This is a genomic window from Planctomycetaceae bacterium, from assembly GCA_041398785.1.
Taxonomy (GTDB): domain Bacteria; phylum Planctomycetota; class Planctomycetia; order Planctomycetales; family Planctomycetaceae; genus JAWKUA01.
In genome coordinates, this window is sequence record JAWKUA010000001.1 from 46,453 (window position 1) to 65,800 (window position 19,348).

The 19,348-nt window shown below is 60.6% G+C and carries 17 protein-coding genes; 8 read left to right on the forward strand and 9 right to left on the reverse strand.

Going from position 1 to position 19,348, the window contains the following annotated elements:
• Positions 1-8: 8 nt before the first annotated feature.
• The 7 genes from R3C19_00245 to R3C19_00275 all read left to right on the forward strand — a co-directional run bounded on the left by R3C19_00245 (position 9) and on the right by R3C19_00275 (position 6,115).
• Positions 9-1,388, forward strand: coding sequence for a hypothetical protein (locus R3C19_00245; protein MEZ6058771.1), 1,380 nt, complete (start codon positions 9-11; stop codon positions 1,386-1,388).
• Positions 1,375-2,463: a type II secretion system F family protein gene (locus R3C19_00250; protein MEZ6058772.1), complete on the forward strand. Its 1,089-nt coding sequence runs from the start codon at positions 1,375-1,377 to the stop codon at positions 2,461-2,463. The genes R3C19_00245 and R3C19_00250 overlap by 14 nt, the downstream gene beginning before the upstream one ends.
• A gap of 21 nt (positions 2,464-2,484) precedes the next feature.
• Positions 2,485-2,913 carry a hypothetical protein gene (locus tag R3C19_00255; protein ID MEZ6058773.1) on the forward strand — a complete coding sequence of 143 codons (429 nt, stop codon included), beginning with the start codon at positions 2,485-2,487 and terminating at the stop codon, positions 2,911-2,913.
• The gene (locus R3C19_00260) at positions 2,910-3,458 is read left to right on the forward strand and encodes a hypothetical protein (protein MEZ6058774.1); all 549 of its coding nucleotides are present in this window, start codon (positions 2,910-2,912) and stop codon (positions 3,456-3,458) included. The genes R3C19_00255 and R3C19_00260 overlap by 4 nt, the downstream gene beginning before the upstream one ends.
• On the forward strand, positions 3,455-3,871 hold the full coding sequence (locus R3C19_00265; protein MEZ6058775.1) for a hypothetical protein: 417 nt from the start codon (positions 3,455-3,457) through the stop codon (positions 3,869-3,871). The genes R3C19_00260 and R3C19_00265 overlap by 4 nt, the downstream gene beginning before the upstream one ends.
• Positions 3,868-4,830, forward strand: coding sequence for a DUF1559 domain-containing protein (locus R3C19_00270; GenBank protein ID MEZ6058776.1), 963 nt, complete (start codon positions 3,868-3,870; stop codon positions 4,828-4,830). Before R3C19_00265 ends, R3C19_00270 begins: the two co-directional genes overlap by 4 nt.
• Positions 4,831-5,143: 313 nt before the next feature.
• Positions 5,144-6,115: a hypothetical protein gene (locus R3C19_00275; GenBank protein MEZ6058777.1), complete on the forward strand. Its 972-nt coding sequence runs from the start codon at positions 5,144-5,146 to the stop codon at positions 6,113-6,115.
• Between the two features lie 101 nt (positions 6,116-6,216).
• On the opposite strand, the gene R3C19_00280 is transcribed toward R3C19_00275, so the two are convergent.
• The 9 genes from R3C19_00280 to R3C19_00320 all read right to left on the reverse strand — a co-directional run bounded on the left by R3C19_00280 (position 6,217) and on the right by R3C19_00320 (position 17,420).
• On the reverse strand, positions 6,217-6,693 hold the full coding sequence (locus R3C19_00280; protein MEZ6058778.1) for a transposase: 477 nt from the start codon (positions 6,691-6,693) through the stop codon (positions 6,217-6,219).
• The gene (locus tag R3C19_00285) at positions 6,687-7,733 is read right to left on the reverse strand and encodes an IS4 family transposase (GenBank protein ID MEZ6058779.1); all 1,047 of its coding nucleotides are present in this window, start codon (positions 7,731-7,733) and stop codon (positions 6,687-6,689) included. Before R3C19_00285 ends, R3C19_00280 begins: the two co-directional genes overlap by 7 nt.
• Positions 7,734-8,008: 275 nt before the next feature.
• Positions 8,009-8,209 carry an RHS repeat-associated core domain-containing protein gene (locus R3C19_00290; GenBank protein ID MEZ6058780.1) on the reverse strand — a complete coding sequence of 67 codons (201 nt, stop codon included), beginning with the start codon at positions 8,207-8,209 and terminating at the stop codon, positions 8,009-8,011.
• Positions 8,210-8,252: 43 nt separating this feature from the next.
• Entirely contained in the window at positions 8,253-10,469 is a 2,217-nt protein-coding gene (locus R3C19_00295; GenBank protein MEZ6058781.1) for a penicillin-binding transpeptidase domain-containing protein, read from the reverse strand.
• Between the two features lie 97 nt (positions 10,470-10,566).
• Complete coding sequence (locus tag R3C19_00300; GenBank protein ID MEZ6058782.1) at positions 10,567-11,073, reverse strand: hypothetical protein; 507 nt, start codon at positions 11,071-11,073, stop codon at positions 10,567-10,569.
• Between the two features lie 108 nt (positions 11,074-11,181).
• Positions 11,182-12,108 carry a rod shape-determining protein MreC gene (locus tag R3C19_00305; protein ID MEZ6058783.1) on the reverse strand — a complete coding sequence of 309 codons (927 nt, stop codon included), beginning with the start codon at positions 12,106-12,108 and terminating at the stop codon, positions 11,182-11,184.
• Positions 12,109-12,171: 63 nt separating this feature from the next.
• Positions 12,172-13,221 carry a rod shape-determining protein gene (locus R3C19_00310; protein ID MEZ6058784.1) on the reverse strand — a complete coding sequence of 350 codons (1,050 nt, stop codon included), beginning with the start codon at positions 13,219-13,221 and terminating at the stop codon, positions 12,172-12,174.
• A 212-nt stretch (positions 13,222-13,433) separates the two neighbouring features.
• On the reverse strand, positions 13,434-14,930 hold the full coding sequence (locus R3C19_00315; protein MEZ6058785.1) for a sigma 54-interacting transcriptional regulator: 1,497 nt from the start codon (positions 14,928-14,930) through the stop codon (positions 13,434-13,436).
• Between the two features lie 453 nt (positions 14,931-15,383).
• Positions 15,384-17,420, reverse strand: a complete 2,037-nt coding sequence (locus R3C19_00320) for a hypothetical protein (protein ID MEZ6058786.1) — start codon at positions 17,418-17,420, stop codon at positions 15,384-15,386.
• A 412-nt stretch (positions 17,421-17,832) separates the two neighbouring features.
• Between R3C19_00320 and sppA the strand changes: the two genes are divergently transcribed.
• On the forward strand, positions 17,833-18,885 hold the full coding sequence (gene sppA / locus R3C19_00325; protein MEZ6058787.1) for a signal peptide peptidase SppA: 1,053 nt from the start codon (positions 17,833-17,835) through the stop codon (positions 18,883-18,885).
• Positions 18,886-19,348: the final 463 nt, after the last annotated feature.

Consider the following 19,348-nt stretch of genomic DNA (forward strand, 5'->3'; position numbering starts at 1 on the left):
GTCCGGATATGCCGACTTACCGCTACGAAGCCATCACACAACAGCACGTCCCCATTCACGGGATGATGGACGCTGACGATGAGGATGCCCTGACGGTACAGCTTTCGGCCCGTGGTCTGCGGCTGGTCAGTTCGACAAAACTGTCTCTGGATGCAATCGGCGGAGGCAGAATGCCGGACCTGCCGCGGCTGTACCAGTTGCGAATCGGAGAATCACTGCGGGAAGCGCTGCTGACGGATCTGCCGGCTCACGACGCCGTGCGAGCGATCGCCGCGGAGCCGTTTTCGCATCCGTTCCTGAGCATCTTTCCCTGGATTCAGCTCGCCGCAGCGGTGGTGTTCGCGTTTGCCGGTTTCAGGTGGATGCTGTCCGACGGTGCCGTTGCAATTCCCTGGATCTCGGCAGCAGGTTGCTTCGTGGCGGTTCCTGTCATCTGGCTGCTGGCCCGCGAGTTCCTGTCAAAGCGGCCGCGACGGCTGCTGCACCGCTTTGCCGACCGGCTGGAATCCGGAAACACAAATCTGGGAAATCTCGTTGGCGCACTGCCGGGTGAACTGCAGACCGTGATGGATTCCGGCATCGAAACGACTCAAAAGGCCCGCACGATTGCCGAACTGATGCCATCGCTGCTGAGCACGGGTATTCGCAATCAGCAGTTTGCGATCAACATTGTCGCCCCTGTGGCGATGATGGCTGTCGTGTCGCTGGGTATGTACGCATTGCTGGCGTTTGTCGTCCCGGATTTTGGGAAGATCTTCAGCGACTTCGGAACGGAACTGCCGCTGATCACACGGTCGATGCTGGACCTGTCGTCGATGCTTTCTGCCGGCGGAATCGCCGCGTGGTACATCAGTGCGGGTGTGGCATTCGCCGCACTGTGCCTGCTCTTCTGGCTGCTGACTACCGGCCGAGTTGCCGAGTTGCTTGAGAGCGTCCCGTTACTGGGAGTCGGCTTCCGCTGGACAATGCAAAGTCGAGTCGCCCGGATTCTCGCCGCGATGATTCGCAATGGTGGTGACTACGCCGAGTCCATTCGAACGGCGACCGCCGGCAGCGGGTTCCAGTCGGTCATGGTGGAAGGACGAGTGCTGGCTCGGCATCTCGAAAGCGGGTCTCCGCACCCGTTTCCCACAAAAAAACTGAACGGTCTGCCCATGTCAATGCTTACCGCCAGTGTCGGCGGATTGGACGATTCCGAACATCGCCGGTCGGTTGCGGCGACCTTCGACAATCTTGCCGATCTGCTGCAGAACGCCTCGGTGGGTCAGGGCCGGCTGTTCGCGATGTTTCTGCAGTCAATCACGATTGTTGTTTGTGCAGTTCTTGTCGGCTTGGGAGTCATCGCAATGTTCCTGCCGCTCATCAAACTTCTGAATGATCTGGCCTGATATGAGCGGCGGACATCTGCAGGCAGTGCTGTTCATGATGAACCGGCCGGAACCGATCCGGCAGTCATCGCTGCTGATGGTGCTGGCCACCGGAGTCGGACACGGCGCGTCGCTGCTGAATGGTCTGGATGCTCTGGCGAAGGAATCGTCCGAACCGTGGAGCACTAAGGTCACTCAACTGCGACTGTTTCTTGAACACGGCAGTTCGCTGTCCGATGCCATCGCGTCGATTCCGGGCCTGCTGCCGGAAAGGACCACCGTCGCCGTTCGCGTGGGGGAAAAGACCGGAACACTGCGGCAGGTGCTCACCGACGAAGCACTTCGTTTAATGAATCCCGGCGAATCGAATTCGGCCGTGTCGGGCACTCTGCCGGCCTCTCTGTTGTGGCTCAGCCTGGTGGGAATTGTGGCCACGGCGATCATCTCATTCCAGATGGTCTTCATCGTGCCGAAATTCAAGAAGATCTTTTACGACTTCGGCACTGATCTGCCCGCCATGACATCAGCCCTGATTGATGTGTCTGACTGGTCGCTGCAGTATTGGTATCTCGTGCTGCTGCCGCTATTGAGCGGTTTCGCTATAGTCGCTGTTTACGCGACGTGGGGACACTACCAGTACGTTTCTCACGGGCGGCTGTTGTGGACGGAACACATCCCGCGATACTGGACGCCGTTGCTGCTGCAAATGCTGAGTGTGACCGTGGCGGCCAGACAAACGGTGCGGGAGACGCTTCACTTTATGCTTAGCGAACTGCGCCCGGGGCTTGCGGCAACTCGCGTCAGTACACTGCGGCAGGCCGTGGAATCCGGCGAAGACTGCTTCCAGGCGATGCGCCGCCTGCATCTGCTCAGACGGCGTGAAGCGGCGTTTCTGAATGCCGCGTCACGAAACAATCACGTCGACTGGGGTATGCTGCACCTGGCAAGAACAATTGAACGCCGCCGTCAGGTATGGCTGGGCAGGCTGACGAACGCCATGCTGCCGACGATCGTGATTCTGATGGGACTCATCGTCGGCTTCATCTGTATCGCACTGTTCCTGCCCGTCATCAAGCTGACCAACGACCTTTCGTAGCCAGGATTCCGGATCTGTTACATGAATTCGAACGCCGTTCACACGTATCAATCCCGTACAACCGGCCTTCCCGCGCGGCAGGGGTCGCTGATGGTGGAGATGGTGGTGTGTACCGTTCTGCTATCGGCCGTCATGCTGGTTCTGGCTCCGGCGCTGGCCGCCGTCGGTCACCAGCGCAAGGCCACGCGGCTTGATTCGTTCACTCTGGTGGAACTCAGCAATATCGCCGAACGACTGAATGCCGGATCGAAACCGGAAGACATCGAATTGTCCGACTGGTTCGTGCAGCGCTATTCCGATACTCAACTGACGATCGAATCACCGACAGCAGCGGACGGCGACGATTCAGCACTTCAGCCGATTCGAATCACAATTTCACGTGCGCCGGCTGACGGATACCCGGAACTGCAGCGGTCACTGGTGGTCTGGAAGCCGGAGGACGCCGAATGAGATCCTCCACAGCGTCGCGGCACAGCCGACAATTCCCGGACCGTCGGCGAGGCGCTTTGTTCCACTACTATCTGATCTACCTGCTGCTGACCAGCACGCTGCTGGCGCTCGCCGGCGTCTGCATCCACAGCGTGTTAAAGGCCGATCAGCGGGATTCGGAACTGTCGCGGCAACAGCGCACGCTGCTGCGGCTGCAGCAGGTACTTCGAACAGACGCCACCGAAGCCGCAAACGCATCGCGAGAGGACGACCAACTGATTCTGACCTTTGATGACGAATCGGTCGTGCAGTGGGAACTGGATGAAAACATCGTCAACCGCACGGCGGTCGCGAATCAGCAGCTTGCCGGACGCGAACGTTTTGTCTTTTCGGCCGGCACAGAGTCAAAGTTCGATTTCGACGACGCCAAGCGAATGCTGACGCTGCGGCTGACCGATCCGCCGTATGTACGAACGTCCGGCAGTCAGCCGCCGAACGCTGATGCCTCGCCGCGCAGGTTCGTGGAACTTCTGTTTCAACTGCCTGAATCCGGAGGTTCACCATGATCAGGAACTGCGAAGTCCGGCACCATTCGGCGGGGTTGGTTCCGAATCCTGCAGCCCCGCGGCGTCGCGGAGCCATCACGGCGATGGTGCTGGTTCTGCTGCTGCTGACGTCGCTGCTGGTGGCCCAGTACGTTCGGCGAGCCGTCGCGGATCGGCGCCAGATGAAGCAGGAACTGCAGTACGTCCAGACTCAGCAACTTGCCGGAGCCGGGGTGCGCCGCGCGACAGCGGCCATGCTGCGTGGTGACTACAACGGCGAAACGTGGACCATTCCCGCAGGAGTCATTCATCAGACAAATACGGCAACGGTGTTGATCCGTGTGGATGACAGTTTCGCAACGGTTGTGGCACGATATCCGTCTAACGAAGACCTGCCCGTGCAGGTCACCCGCAAGGTGAAGGTGCAGAAATGAACCCTGATTCGCGATTCGTCAATCCCGCTCAACGGACCGACGCCGTGCCAACGGAAAAACAGACACCGCGCGGCGCCGCTGGCGGAATGTCCCGCCACCGCGGCTTTACCCTGATTGAACTGCTGGTGGTGATCGCCATCATCGCCATCCTGATCGCGCTGCTGCTGCCCGCCGTGCAGCAGGCGCGCGAGGCCGCTCGGCGAACTCAGTGCAAGAACAACCTGATGCAGTTGGGGATTGCTATGCATAACTACGACATGGCATTCGAGATGCTGCCGCCCGGCAGCGTCAATCCAACCGGACCGATTCTGAACGTTCCGTCCGGCTATCACATAAGCTGGACCATCCAGATCTTGCCGATGCTGGATCAGTCGAACGTTTTCTCGCAGTTCGATTTCGTCCAGGGAGCCTACGGCGCGGCGAACCAGCGAATTCGCGCACTGCAACTGGACGTGTTGTCATGCCCGTCCGACTACAACTTTCAGTCGCAGGTGGAAGGACTGGGCACCGTAGTGGCCGGCAGCTATGTCGGATGTTTTGGAGGCGACGATGTGCCGATCGATATGGACAATAACGGACTGCTGTTCCTGAACAGCAGCATCAACTATCGCCAGATTCGGGACGGCGCTTCGAACACGATCCTCGTCGGCGAAAAGATCGGTGTCAAAAACTCAAACGACCTGGGCTGGCTTTCGGGAACGGCGGCGACTCTGCGGAATACCGGCGTGCCGACCAACGACGGCGGGAAGTATGCGGAATACTTCGAAACACTGAACGCCTCGACGCCGAAGGAACCGCCGTCTCAAACCACGACCGGCGGCTTCAGCAGCCAGCATACCGGAGGAGCACAGTTCCTGCTGGCCGACGGGTCGGTCAGGTTCATGAGCGAGAATCTTGACCCACAGGTCTTCAGTTGGCTGGGAAATCGCGAAGACCTGCAGATTGTGGGTGAATTTTGACGCCCGGAATCGCCGCCGCTCGGCAATCCGCCCGGAAATTCGCCCCGCTGCAAGCCGATACTACTGTCAGGCGCTGCCATCCGCAAAACCGGACTCTGCCGGGTACGCGGATCGGTTCGGGCCTGTTCTGGTCGTAACATCTTATTGACTGGCCGTTTACGGCATGGCTATAGTTGTCCCCAATGCCAGGCGCGGTTGGTAATATCCGTTCACGACACGGGCGCAAGCTGCGTCAATAAGGCAGTTCAGGAAGCCCCCGGCCGGCTTCCAGTGAATCGGGTAGCCGATTCGAAGCTTCGGAAAGGTTCATCGCATGACAGTTCGTATGAAATCGCCACGAATTCTTGCCGTTGCTCTGTCCGTTTCCGCAATGCTGAGTTTGTGCGAATCGGCAAGCGCGCAGTTGATCAAGGCTCCGCTTGATCGTGGTTTCGTTCGCAGCAGTTCGATCGCCGTCAGCGTCGACGAGATGCTGGGGCCAAAGAAGCAGCGATCCGCCGAGGAACCGATTCTGGGCCCGGGCTACCCGGCTCTGCGGATTGCGGAAGTTCAGTACAAACCGATGCGCTACGTCAGAATGCCGATCACGGATCCGAAGACCGGCGAAACCAGTCGCGAGCTGGTCTGGTACATGGTCTATCGCGTGATCTCGCGTCTGCCGTCCGACCTGGCGGGAGACAAGAGCGAAGAACTTGTCCGGAAGCTGAATGATCCCACGCTGGAGCCTGCGAATCCTGCCGATCCCGTGCAGGCTCAGCCCGTGCTGCTTCCTCGCTTCATCCTGCAAACGACCGACGAAGGGTCACAGGCAGCCTACGCGGATGAAGTCAATCTGGAAGTTCAGCAGTCGGTCCTGCGACGCGAATTCCGCCAGGATGCCGCCGGCCTTCCTCTGCTCAACAGCGTTCAGGCGGTCCGGACATTTCCTGAACCCGTTCCGGTTGATGCCGAAAACCCGCTCGAAAACGCGCTCTACGGCGTCGCCGTCTGGCGCAACGTCGATCCCGAAACGGACTATTTCACAGTCACGATGACCGGCTTTTCGAACGCCTACCGAATCTCCACCAGCGAGACCGGCGAGCGTGTTGTTGAGGAAAAGGCGATCGTGCAGAAGTTTGGCCGTCCCGGTGACCGGTTTCTTCAGGACGAAGCAGAATTCCGCGTGATCGACGATCCGAGCTGGATCTACTGGCAGCGTCCGGCGGACCTGACCGTACCGGAATTCGAGTCAATCCTGCGCAGCGCTCCGATCCAGGCCGCCGGTGCTCCCGAGCCCAGGGAATAGGCACCCCTCGCAACACCTCCCACCGTCCGCCGCCGACCGCGGCATCTCTGGCGCAAAAATGGGTCCTGACACGAATGGCACTGTCGTGGATGTAAGTCGTTTCAGGCTTTCCCGTTATCATCATTGAGGAGTTTCGCTTTGAGCACGTCGCGGGGTTCCTGCATGAGCGGGTAGCCGTGGCGGCGGCGCTTGATGACTCGCGGTTCCACGCGGCCCGGACGGTTGGCGACTTCGCACCGGGCAATCTGAGATAGCATCTCGCGACAATACGCTTCCACGTCGCCGGCCGCAATCAAACGTCCGCACATCAGTGTCCGGGACGCCAGGACATACTGGCACGTGCCGGTGAAACTGATCTGCCGCGGCTGCTTCTTATGGAATACCGCCGCCGCAGCGGTCGTCGTCCGGATCAGGTTATAGCCCAGCAGAGTGGTCCACAGTTCGCGGTGAACCATTTCCGGTGACTTGCAGCGCACATGAGCCAGGTTCAGCGACTGCTTGATCGAACGGATATCCAGCTCCGAGTTCCATCGGAAACCATATATACTGGCCGCGGCGAACACTGATACATTTAACACCTCTTCCGCCGCGAGCCAGAATACCTCACTTTACCCCGCTCGGGGTATAACTCAGCGATATCCGCTTTGGAACAGACATCGGCATTCGTCAGCGTGGTGGCAATGGTGATGGTTCTCGTACGGAACCCCGGTTCCTCAATATTGAAGCGAATCTCACGCAGTTCCAGAGTCTCGGGGATCGTGGCATAGGTGTCTTCGTCCATCCACTGCGGTCGGGCGGGCCGGGTCCAGACAATAATATGATCGTATTGTCCCAGCCGTCGTCCGCGACGAAAGTCGACGCGCCGTTTGTGGTGCATGCGGGCACACACCTGAACGCCGCGGCTCAGCAGCAGAGCGATCATCATAAACGAACAGTAGTAGCGGTCCATGACGGCCAGGTCGCCTTCGTGGAAGGAATCCAGCAGATCCCGCAGCAGCGCGGTTTCCCCGGTCTGCTTGCCGGAATAGGGTCCGGCCGCCAGTTCCAGCGCGGCGGCGGTGGCCAGCGACAGAACAATCGTGGCCCGCGCGATGGGCAGCCCCACTCCCTTCTTCTGAGTCTTCGGCGAAGGATACACGGCCTGGTTCCTGGCGGTATCCGGCATGGTGAATGTGAAGCCGTCGATGAGTTTGGCGTGCAGGCCCTTCCACAACCAGGCGGCATCGGCCCCGTCTTCCAGTTCGTCGGCGATTTCAACGCTCAGGTCATGCAGAGCGGCCTCGGACAGTTTGGCCCGGGCACGACAATAGTCGCCGGTGTCGGCTGTGGGCACGGGCCCGCCGATCTGCTGCTGATGAGCGGCCACGCGAGCCACCGCGGCCTGGCACGAAGCCGATTTGCCATCCTGCAGCACCTGGCACACAAACGCCCAGACCATCACGGCCGTGGAATAGATCTGACCAATCCCAAACAGGTTTCCGTGCCTGGCGAAAATGCGTTCGATGCGTTCGGCGGAAAGGACCGAGGCAAACGGCAGACCAGGCTGTGCCAGGAAAGCCGCCACGACGCATTGAAAGTCGGTCCTGCGAGGATTCAAAGAAGATGGTATTCTGGACATGGAAAAACCCTCCCTGGTTTCTGTTGGCACAGACTCTCCAGAGAGGGTTTCCAAAATGAATACCAGAGACGGCCCGAACAACTCAAGACCGGTCTCCGACGGCGGATCCTACAAAATTCCTCCGTTTCGCCACAGACCAGTCTCCGCGCATCTCTCACCACGACAGTGACATTCGTTCCTGACACCTTTCTTTGGCCAAAACTCCTCCGTTTCGCCCCAGACCAGTCTCCGCGCATCTCTCACCGCGACAGTGCCATTCGTGTCAGGAACCTTTTTTATGCTTCGTTGGCGGGGTTGTTCTGGACATGCCGGTACAGGTTGAGATCGTCCTCGGCGGGGTCTTCGCTCTTGAAGCGGTCGGTAGCGGGGTTGTAGTGGCGGAAGTGCAGCGACCTGGCTCCGATGTCGCGGGCGTGGTTGCCGGGACTGTTGACATAGCGGAAGTCGGCTACGGGACCACGTCGACCTCCCGACAAAGCCTGGCCGACAGGTATTCATCGGTCGCTTGCCCCAGCAGTGTTACAGCAGGCTGAGTTCCAACATGCGGCGCACGAGTTCTCTGGCTACCGGTCCGGCCGTTCGGCCTCCGCTGCCGCCGTGTTCCAACACGACCACGAACGCGAACTGTGGACGATCTGCCGGGACGTAGCCGGCGAACCAGGCGTGGTCCGGCTTGCCGGGAGTCGTTTCTGCGGTGCCCGTTTTTCCGGCGATGGCGACGACAGGTAGCCGCACCGTTCGAAAGGCGGTTCCGGAAGGTTCCTGAACCGCGGCCGTCAGCCCTTCCCGAATTCGTTCCAGTGTAGATACCTGCAGCCCGGGAATTCGCCGGCGCGGATTCGGATGCGGAGCGTCACTAATGTCGCCAGCCGTGCGAGCGACGCCGTCCTGGCTGACGACATGCGGAGTCACCAGCCAGCCTCCGTTGGCAATCGCCGCCATCATCCGGACCATCTGCAGCGGAGTCGCGGTGAGCTGTGACTGGCCAATCGCAAGGCCGAGAGCTTCGCGTTCCAGGCCGCGACGGCCCGACTGCGCCGCACCGATCGTTCGTTCCGATGACGGCAGTGTTCCTTTTTTTTCGAACGGAAGGTCGACACCGGTGGGGCGCCCGAATTCAAATCGTTCGGACCAGTCGACCAGCGGTGCAATCCCCGTCTTCTGTGCCACCGAAAAAAAATAGACGTTGCACGATTCGGAAAGTGCCCGGCGCAGAGTCAGATTGCCGTGACCGGAACCGTACAGCCGAAAGATCAGGCAGCGGTGTTCGTCGGGGTTGCTCAGGTATCCGCGGCAGAAGAACGTTGCATCGGGGTCGAGTACACCGGATTCCATCCCTGCCGCGGCGGTCACGGGCTTGAAGACGGAGCCCGGTGGCAGCGCCATGGAGGTGACTCGCGAAACGAACGGGCGACGCGTGTCCGCGTTGGCGGCATCCCAGTCGCGCTGAGATCCCGAAACGTACAGCGACAGAGCGAACTTCGGAGCACTCGCGGCGGCAAGCAGGCGGCCGGATTGAACATCCATAACAACGACGCTGGCACCGACGGGTATCGTCTGCGGTTCGCTTTTATCGGGATCGTCATTGGAATCGCTGAGCAGCAACTCGGGGGGACGTTCGGCGAGTGCTTCCTGGAGAAGTCGCTCCGCATGTTGCTGCAACGGCACGCTGAGCGTCAGCACGATGTCGCGTCCGGCGATCGGTTTTCTGACTTCTGTCGATTCGACAATTTCCTGACGACGATTGCGAACGATCTTCCGCAGGCCGGGCGTGCCGCTCAGGTGCCGATTGGCACTGAGTTCGACGCCGAAGCGACCTGTTTTCGGCCGCCAGTTGGCCAGCCGCAGTGCACCAGCCGGAGTCTCGGATTTGGCAAGTTCATCGTCAGTCAGCGGCGTGCGTGCTCCGACAACATGCGGAGCAAATTGGGTGTGCGGATACGTTCGCTGCGTTCCGGCGGCAATTCGGACGCCGGGAAAACGTTCCGGGTGTTCGCGAATTTCCGCGGCCACGGCCAGCGGCACGTCCGGCACGACAACGTGAAAATCTTCTTCTTCGCGAACGACGATTCGGTCTGCTTCCGACCGGGTTGGCGGTTCCGTCAGGGCTCGTCGCACGGCGGACGCGAAACTCATCAGCGGGCCATCGTCGCCGGTATCCGGTTTCAGCAGGTCGTCGTCGCTGAGCACGTCGTGGGAAAATCGCCGGCGGTTCACGGAGTCGGCGATTCGCGTCACCGTTTGCTGAATGGTCTCGCGCCGCCGACACAGCTCACTGTCGGGAAGCGAGCAGACAGCGGACATGGCCTGCCACAGATTTCCGCGGGCCTGAAGAATGGCGGCCTGCGTGTCGGCGACGAGTTTCTCGTCACGACGTTCGTCGCTGGTCAGTTGGGCGCGCACCTGGCGCCGCAGCCACGCGTCGTCGACAGGTTCCTGCAGCCAGCGGTAGTGGACTTCGACGGCGTACTGATCGACGTCGGCCGCCAGCACGTCATTGTCGGTCAGGATCCTTCCGTCGCGGGCCGGCAGAACTTCATATTCGGTCGTCGTGATTTCCAGTGATTGCAGATAGCTTTGTTGCAGTCGGGATTGGACATACCCGATTCTCACCAGAACGACGACCGCGGCGGCGACGAATGCCGTCGCCAGAAATCGAAACCGAGACACGGATCCGGGGCCGATGGTCCCGCTGTCCGGCATGTCGAAGGCGGTATGGCGAGGTTGATTCAGCATTGCAGTCTGCCGTGACCGTCCCTCATCCGGCTTCCATTCGGTAGCCGGCTCGCGAATTCCGGCCGATACAAACAATCGAGTGCGCTGATCGGCGACATCAGAATCGCATCGTATCCGCTCGCCGCCGCAGACCGAAATCGTCGGCCGCGCGGAACACGATTCCCAGCAACAAGCTGAGCGGCAGGGAAATCGCAGCGCAGCGGACGATGGAGGCCGCATCGAAGGTTGTCGCCCACGCATTTGTCGCGCGGTACGCCACCAGTGCCGCAGCGGTCAGCAGAGCGGGACGCAGCCATTCCGGAATCCGCTGCACCAGACTGCGTCGTTCAGAAAACTCATTCACGTCGGCATCGGATGCCAGCAGCACTGTCGCCGCCACGGTCAGGAAGACGGGAACGACCGGGGCCGGCGTCGGGCGAGTGATCCAGTCGATGATCAGCATCACGCCGCCGATCAGCAGTCCCGACGAACTTCGAAACCACAACATGCCGGCAACAACGGCCGGGAAGAAGATCGACCCGGCCGGCAACACGTCCGGTCGAGCACGTTCCGCCACCAGCGTGGCCCACAGCAACAGTACCGTCAGAAGATTTCGTTTCAGCATGGCGGAAGTTCAGAACGCGGCGGGTTTAATGCGACAGTACGGTGCCTGGCAGCAGGATTGGATCGGTCGGGTTTCGGCAGGATCCGATGCGTGATGCGGGAAAGATCGTTACGGCGACCGTGCGAGCTGTTCTTCGCTGAGTTCCGCCTGCAGCACCGAGACACGATCCACCTGAGAAACATCGGTGGCCGGTTTGACGGTGATCGACCATTCGCCGCCGGACAGGAAGTCGGCTCGCGTCACAGTGCCGAAAAAGAGCCGGGGGCCCTTGACGCCTTCAATGTCCGCGGAGAACACGCTGTCACCGGCGGTTACGGATTCGGTGTAGGGAATTCCGGTCACCACGCAGCCCCCGTTGTCGTCACCGGTCAACAGTCCGATGGCACCGAAGTAGACTCCCTGTTCCGACTGGCGAACAACCTGAATTCTCGCTGTGAACTGCGACGACGTGACCGGCTGAATCAGACTGACCCAGCGACCCGTTTTTTCGATGCGGCCCACTACGGTCCGGCCGGACAGCGCCTGATCTCCAGGCCGCAGAGCATCAGATCGCCCTTTGTCGATCAGAATTCCGGAACCATCCAGCACCAGTTCCGATCGTCGCAGTCCCGCGGACTTGCCGACATCGATGAACAGGCCGTTCAGACGATCGGGCATTCCGTTTCCGCTCAGCACTCCCGCGTCAACGGCCCTGTACTGCAGCAGCGACGGGCCCGCAATCACGGCCGCTTCGGCGTTCCTGGAAGATGTCTGCAACTGGTTCCGCAGCCGGGCGTTTTCGATCAGCAGGTGGCGGCGCTGAATTTCGTTTTGCCGAAGTTCGTCCTGCAGCGCTGCGAGTTCTTCATGGGGAACATCGCTGCGGCCGGGCACGGAGGAAATGGCCAGCACGGCGAATCGGCCGGGGCTGATGGCGTCGTGCAGCGTTGTACGGACGCCGGTCAGGTTATTGGTTCGATCCGCAGCGGCGGTCAGCAGCGCCAGCAGGATGACACCGCTGCAGTTCAGCCACAGATTGCGAACGGAGGATTGCATGGGAAACGATCGAGTGCTGGCGAAAGGGTGCCTTCCAAAGCGAATTCGAAATGCGAACGCCGGTCACACCTTCCTTTGTCCGTTGTCCAGACGGTCCCGCCATTGTTCCAGGTGGTCCAGGCAGATCATTGCGCCGCGAGTGACGGTGTTCCGCGGGGATTCGGCGATGCGAACCGGAATGCCCAGGTGCTGATTCAGGTAGCGATCGATTCCTCTTAGCAGGGCGACTCCGCCGGCGAGCACCATGCCGGTGTCGGCCAGATCGGCGACGAGTTCCGGCTGGCATTGTTCAATGGTGCCGCGGATGGCGTCGACGATCTGTTCCAGCGGTTCGTACAGCGCTTCGCGGACTTCTTCGCTGGTGATCATGGCCTTTCGGGGAATGCCGCTGGCGGTGTCCAGTCCGCTGACTTCCTGGCTGAGTTCGTGATCGAGCGGCGCAGCGCTGCCGATGTTCAGTTTCAATTGTTCCGCTGACTGTTCGCCGATGCGCAGGGAGTACCTTCGTCGCAGGTACAGAGCAATCGCGGTGTCCATGGAATCACCGGCAATTCGAATCGAGCGGTTGGCGACGACATCACCCAGACTCATCACGGCAACTTCCGTGGTGCCTCCGCCGATATCACAGATCATGCTGGCCAGCGGTTCCGAAACAGGCAGACCGGCGCCGATTCCGGCGGCTCGCGATTCTTCGATCAGCCAGACCTGACCGGCACCCGCTCGTTCCGCGCTGTTGAAGACTGCTCGCTTTTCCACAGCGGTGATACAGCCGGGAACGGCAATCACCACGCGGGGTTTCATACCGACACTCTGCCGGGCGGCCTTGCGAATGAAGTAGCGAAGCATCGCCTCGGTGAGTTCAAAATCGCTGATGACTCCGTGCCGAACCGGGCGAACAGCGGAGATGCTGTCGGGAGTTCGCCCCAGCATCTGGTGAGCCAGCTTTCCCACAGCGGCACCTTTTCCGGCGACGCGTTTGGTTCCTTTCGGCACCGCGACCACAGACGGTTCGTCCAGACGAATTCCTTCTCCCGGCAGCCCGATGCGGGTCGACGTGGTGCCCAGATCGATGGCAAGATCGGAGCAAAAGGATTGTCGAAGCCAGTTCAGCATCCGTGCCGGGGCCTTCGTGACGGGTTGGAGAAGTGCGAAGGTTTTATCCGGGAAACCGGCAATTGCTGCAAGACGGGGATTGCGGCGCCGGGATTTGAAATCTGAAATCTGAAATCTGAAATCTCGGATGTCGAATCTCAAACGCCAAACGGGCGAGTTCCCTCTTCGAGAACTCGCCCGTTTCGTGGGCCGCGAATCTGGTGTCTCGCGTTTTACGCTGCTCGGCGTTCGGCGGTTTGATGCTGAACGCGGATGTTGGACCCCGGGCCCCCACGCGGCGGGTAGCCGTATTCTCTGAGTTTGCCGGACAGCGTTCGCAGTCCGATCTTCAGGATCTGAGCCGTTCGTTCACGATTGCCGTTGCAGCGGGCAAATGTCGATTCGATCAGCTTGCGTTCCATTTCGCGAAGAGTCATGCCGACGGATTCGACGCCCGCATCTTCGACATCTTCGTTCTTCAGCCACGACCGCAGTGAATCGGCGGTGATGGCTTCGGTGACGGACAGCGTGCAGGCTCGTTCGATCACGTTCTGCAGTTCCCGCACGTTGCCGGGCCACGGGTGCGCTTCGAGCACTCGCAGGGCTTCCGACGTGATTTCCCGCGGCGGGCGTCCTTCCTTCAGCGCAAACTGAGCGATGAAGTGTTCGACCAGCAGGGGAATGTCGTTCTGGCGAACTCGCAGCGGCGGCGACTGCAGCGTGATGCCGCTCAGGTGCTGCAGCAGATCGTCGCGGAACCGTCCTTCCATTGCCAGGCGGTTCAGGTCGCAGTGAGTCGCGGCGATGAAGCGGATATTCGGAGCGTCCTTCGTGTCATTCAGCAGCGCGGTGGCGCGCTGTTCCAGCAGTTGAGCCAGTCGCTTTTGAAACGGCAGAGCCACGGTGTCGACGTTGTCCAGCAGGATGGAACCGCCTTCCGCGAGTTTCAGATAGCCGGGAAAGCCGTCCGGAATTCCGTCACCGAAGAGCTGATGTTCCAGCGTTTCGACCGAATGCAGGCTGCAATCGATTCGCAGGAAGGGCTTGCCGGCCCGGCGGCTGCAGCGGTGCAGTCCTTCGGCAATCAGCGTTGTTCCGCTGCCGGACTCACCTCGCACCAGAACCGTGCGATCATCGGCGGCGGCGATGCGAATGCTTTCCCGCAGCGACTGCATGGCGGGAGTGCTGCCGACCAGATCCATCAGGTTGCGGTTCAGCAACTGGCGTCGCAGCTTTTCATTTTCACGAATCAGTTCGCACTTCTGAATGGCCGTCAGCAGTGCGGCACCGAAGCGAGTTGCGGTGAACGGCCGTTCGATCATTTCGCATTCGAACGTCGGCACCGTTTCGCGTCCCCACCGGGAATCTTCCGAAACCAGGCACAGGATCTGGGCAGCCTTCGAATGGCTTCGAATGGCGGCATTGACTTCCTGCAGCCGCGACACCTGGTCGGCGTCGTCGATGATGCAGATCTGAAATTCCTGCCGGCTGAGGTGAAACAGCATGGCATCCGGACTGTCCGTTTCGCAGACAAACAGGCCGCGTTTGCGAACGTCATCGGCCAGCAACTGCCGTGCTCCTGGGCGAGTGGAAAAGACCAGCACCGATTGTGGTGCCGGAGCCGCTTCAGGCGGAGCTGGCGGAGTCGCTTCTGCAGGCGCTGAGGCGGCCGCGCCGGGGAATTGCAGAATCTGCGGCCCATGATGAGCGCCGGACGGGAACTCGTTCATGACGTCCTCTACTTGTGTCGGGGGCGAAGGGAGAGAGAGGCAGGAATGCGAGTCACGGTGTGATGGCGACACCAGAGACGTGTCAGCACACCGTTCGGCCTCCGGGGAAGGAAGCACGACTTGCAGGGAATTCCGGTTACCGATGCCCGAGAAGACACCGATCAGACGGAACGAAGGGAGAAGGAGAGAGGAATGAGGTGGACTCAGAGTTGAGCCCGGTTTGAGAGACCGAGTGATAATTCCGATTCGGTTTTTGTGTCAACACGGTTTTCGTCGAAATCAACCGAATCGATTCGCAATCGGCAGAAAAACGTCTCGGTACCAGGATGCACCCGGAACCGAACAGGACGCCGCTCCAAAAAATGGAACTCCACCGGCACTTTCTGCTGAACGTTGAGCGGCCGTTCCGGTTGCCGCGCGCCGTGTTCAATGCTCAATTCTGCGGGTTAGCGATCAATGCTGATAGGCGAACGCGCCGGGATCAGAATTGAACTGCTTCATGGTTTCACGCGACGTGAACAGGTACAGACGATCGCGATACCAGAGTGCGTAGTCCAGGCTGCCTTCGTGCTCCTCGCCCTCATTCACCAGCAGCACAGCATCGTTTCCTCCCACGGCCGCCGCGTAACGTGACGGTTCCGCCTGAAATCTGGCGACCGCTTCGGGAGAACTGAAGTAATAGGTCTTCAGCGCGTACATGGCCGTCAGCGTTTCTGAGGCATCCACCAGTTCGCGCTGGTCGCGCAGAGCGACCGGGCAGAATCCCTTGAATCCCGTCAGGTGGCCTCGCCTGGCAAGACGAACTCGCTGAGCTTCGCGGCGTTCCGTCTGCTGACGCTGTTTCAGCAGTTCGGCGTTGACCGTTTTTTGAGTCGGAGCGACAAGCAGCGGATTTCCCGCCGTTCCATCGCCGGATCGTTCCGTATTGCGAATCGCGATCCTGCGGGCCTCCGGCTTCGGTTCCGGCCGCGACGTCGACGCCGGTGCAGCAGAAGGTTGCTTGCTGCCACTGACCGGTGGCAGGGCGATCGATCGAGTCGGTTCGCTGAATTCGTCAGCGTCCGCCGACTTGTCGGCAATCGGATCATCGTCAGATTGCGGATCAGTGTCGGTGGCCGGTGGCAGCGGAGTATTGGACGACGCCGAATTCATGAACGGATTCTGTGAAGCCACACTGTCTGCTGCGAACTCATCCGCTGCGAATCGATCTTCTGCGAACTCATCCGACGCGGGGTCTTCCCGATCAAACTCGTCGGAATCGCTGTCTTCCGCGCCGGAAGTTTTTTCGTCATGGCCACCCGACGGAAACGGCTCGGAGAAATCACTGGCCGTTGCCGACCCTCCGACCGCAGACCTGGCATCGCGGCTGTCAAGGCGCACTCCCGTGAACGGATTCCCCTGAACGGCCGGTTGCGGTTCGCCGTCGTCCGAATCACCGGCCGGTACGTTTCTCGCCGTAGCGAACGAATCGTCGGTGACCTGATCGTCTGACGGCCGGCGATCCTGCTGCAGCTCAGGTGCCGGAAGCCTCGGTTCCTGTTCGATCGTTCGCGAAGCCATGTCCGCCGGGACGTCGTCGATCAGCGAATCGAGATCCAGCAGCATGCCTGCTTCGTCAGCGGTTCCACGATCGGTGAATGGATCGATGAAATCGTCGTCAGCGGACTTGGCAACCGGCTGTGAAACCGATGCGGCACGTGCCTGAGGTCGCTGAGCCGCAGCGGCTGCCGCCCCGCCTGCCGGCTGCCGCACGCCATTCTGCGACTGCGTGTGAGCGACTCCGGCGGCGGCCGGCTGTTGAACCGGGAACTGCTGGCCCTGTTGCCGAGCGCCCTGTTGCTGACCATTCGCGCCGAACTGATCGCCGGGGTACTGATTCGCTGCGGGAGGAACCGGTCGATACTGGTTTCGGGCCTGGTTCTGCTGGGCTCCTGGGTTTCCCGCGGAGTTCTGCGAAAACGAGCCCGTACGTCCGTTCGGCAGAATGCTTCCGTCCGGCATTCGAATTGGCGGCGGTGATCCGGCTTCCAGGCTGGTGTTCATCTCCGGCTGGCTTTTGGATCGGAATCGATTAAAGAACCTGCCCAGCACTCCCGGCTGCTTCGGTGCCTGGGGAGCCTCCGATTTGCGACGGATCAGGTCGGTCCGCGGCGTGGTGGCATAGGGAAGATCCTGCGCCCGCATCGACGGCATCTGCTGGCCGCTTTCCTGAAACAAGCGGTTCAGTTCCTGATTCACCGTCGTTGAAGGTCCGTTCCCCGGCGTCTCCGAGGCCGTTTGGTACTGAGCCTGAGCGACGGCCGAACGGCGATTGCCCGAACGTTCAATAGCGGGCACCGGCTTCAGCGGAACCAGTCCGGTTGCTCGCGATAGCGGAACGTTCGGCTGCTGCTCGGACGCAAACACGCCGCTGGCAAACAGAGAAAGCCCGGGCGCGGCCGAGACGGCAAGTGTCAGCAGACAGCGTTGCAGGATTCGGTGTTTGAGCATGAGTCAGTCCTGAGTGAATGCTGGTGCCAGGTCCATCTGGTGCCTGATTCTGTCAGACGCCTGTCGTTTCCGGGTCAGGTCCCGTCCACCGCGAAATTTGCGGGTGCGGCGACGGGACTGCTCCGGCAGTTCCGGGGTGTCCGCTGTATCGATTGCTGGTTCGATTGTTGAATACGGACGTCTGTTTGTATCGACGGTTCCGAAAAGGCAGGTTGTACCGCACGTGCCGGTTTCGCGTTCGATACGACAGATAACATGCCTGCAACGCGTACAATCAAAACGATCGGCAGACTTGCGGCAAAGTGCCTGTTTTCACACAGTGCCGCGAAACTCCGGGCGGCAAAGGCCGCGGATTCGCCGTTCGCCCGAACGCTTTCCGATCACCACGGTTCGACTCAGGGACAGACTCACAATGACGGAAGAACATCAGCTCACGGCTGGGCAATCAGTGGAAACTCACGCGAATTCCGTCGTCATTCGCGTGGAAACGGCGCAGACTTCGTGGAAATCGGCGGGGAAGAGAATCCTGATTTCCCTGCTGGTCGCGTCGCTGATGCTGAATCTGCTGTTCATCGTGCAGTCCGCTTCGGGCGAGCGTGCCGGGGCAGACGGCGTTCGGGAAACGCATCGGTCGGGCTCAAAGTCCGCGTCGGACAAGCTTGCCATCATCAGCGTCAGCGGCACGATCATGCCGCCCTTCACCGAACGCTGGATCAAACAAATTCGGCACGCCGTCGAAGACGATCGCGTCAAAGGCGTGCTGCTGGAAGTCGACAGCCCGGGCGGACTCGTTGCCGACAGCCATCAGATTTACCACGAACTGCAGAAGCTGGTTGCGAAAAAACCGGTGTATGTGGCGATGAAGCGTCTGGCGGCGTCCGGCGGCTACTACATCTCGATGGGGATCGGCACGCAGGGGCAAATCTTCGTCGAACCCACCACCTGGACCGGTTCCATCGGAGTCATCATTCCGCGATACAACGCCACCAGTCTTGCGGAAAAGATCGGCGTGACGTCAGAACCGCTGGTCACCGGACCGCTGAAGGATTCGCTCAGCCCGTTTCGGGATCTGACGGATCGCGAACAGGCCGTGTGGAAGGACATCATGGACGACGCTTTCCGCCGATTTGTCGGAGTCATTGCGACGAATCGCCCAAAGCTGACCGAAGAACAGGTGCGTGAACTGGCCACCGGACAGATCTACACAGCCGATCAGGCGGTCGCCAACGGGATGGCGGACCATATCGGCTATTCTGACCAGGCTCTCGAATCACTTGCGGAGTCCCTGAACCTGACTTCTTACAATGCGGTGGAATACGAGTCCGGCATTGGTTTCATTGACCTCTTTCTGGGAGCCCGCAGCGAGTCTCCGCCGACCGTAACCGAACAACTGCTGGACGCCGCTGTCCCGCGCCATGTATTACAGCTCATGGAATCCGTGGGTGCCGGTCAGCTCCGGCCGTGATTGACGCGTCCGATCCTGTTCCTCCCCGGCGCAGCATCCGCGCATCTACCTCTCCCAGGCGAAGCCGTCCGGGAAAGGTCGGGCGAGCGGAGCGATGCCCGGGAGAGGGCCGAGTGCGCGTTCAGCGTTTTTCGCACAGACCGCGACCAACGCGCGGTCGTCCCTCCCCCCGACCTTGCTTCGCTCGTTCGACTCCGCCTCTTTGGCATTCGGTCGGGATGGGTACTTGCGCCGGCACTGGCGTTCTTACGCCGCAGTTTGACCGGCGAAGTCTGCCGCTGTTGCCGGGGATCTCGAAAAGTCGGCAGAAACCCGAGCGACTCGCGAATTCCGGGCCTGCGTGGTTTCCTGTACCCGCATTGCTCGTATTGACCCGTTCCGGCGTTCAGCACTAGGGTTCGCCGCAACCGAGCAGCAAAACTGCACGGATCTTGCTGCGCGTGGCGGGACCGCCGCTCGCGGG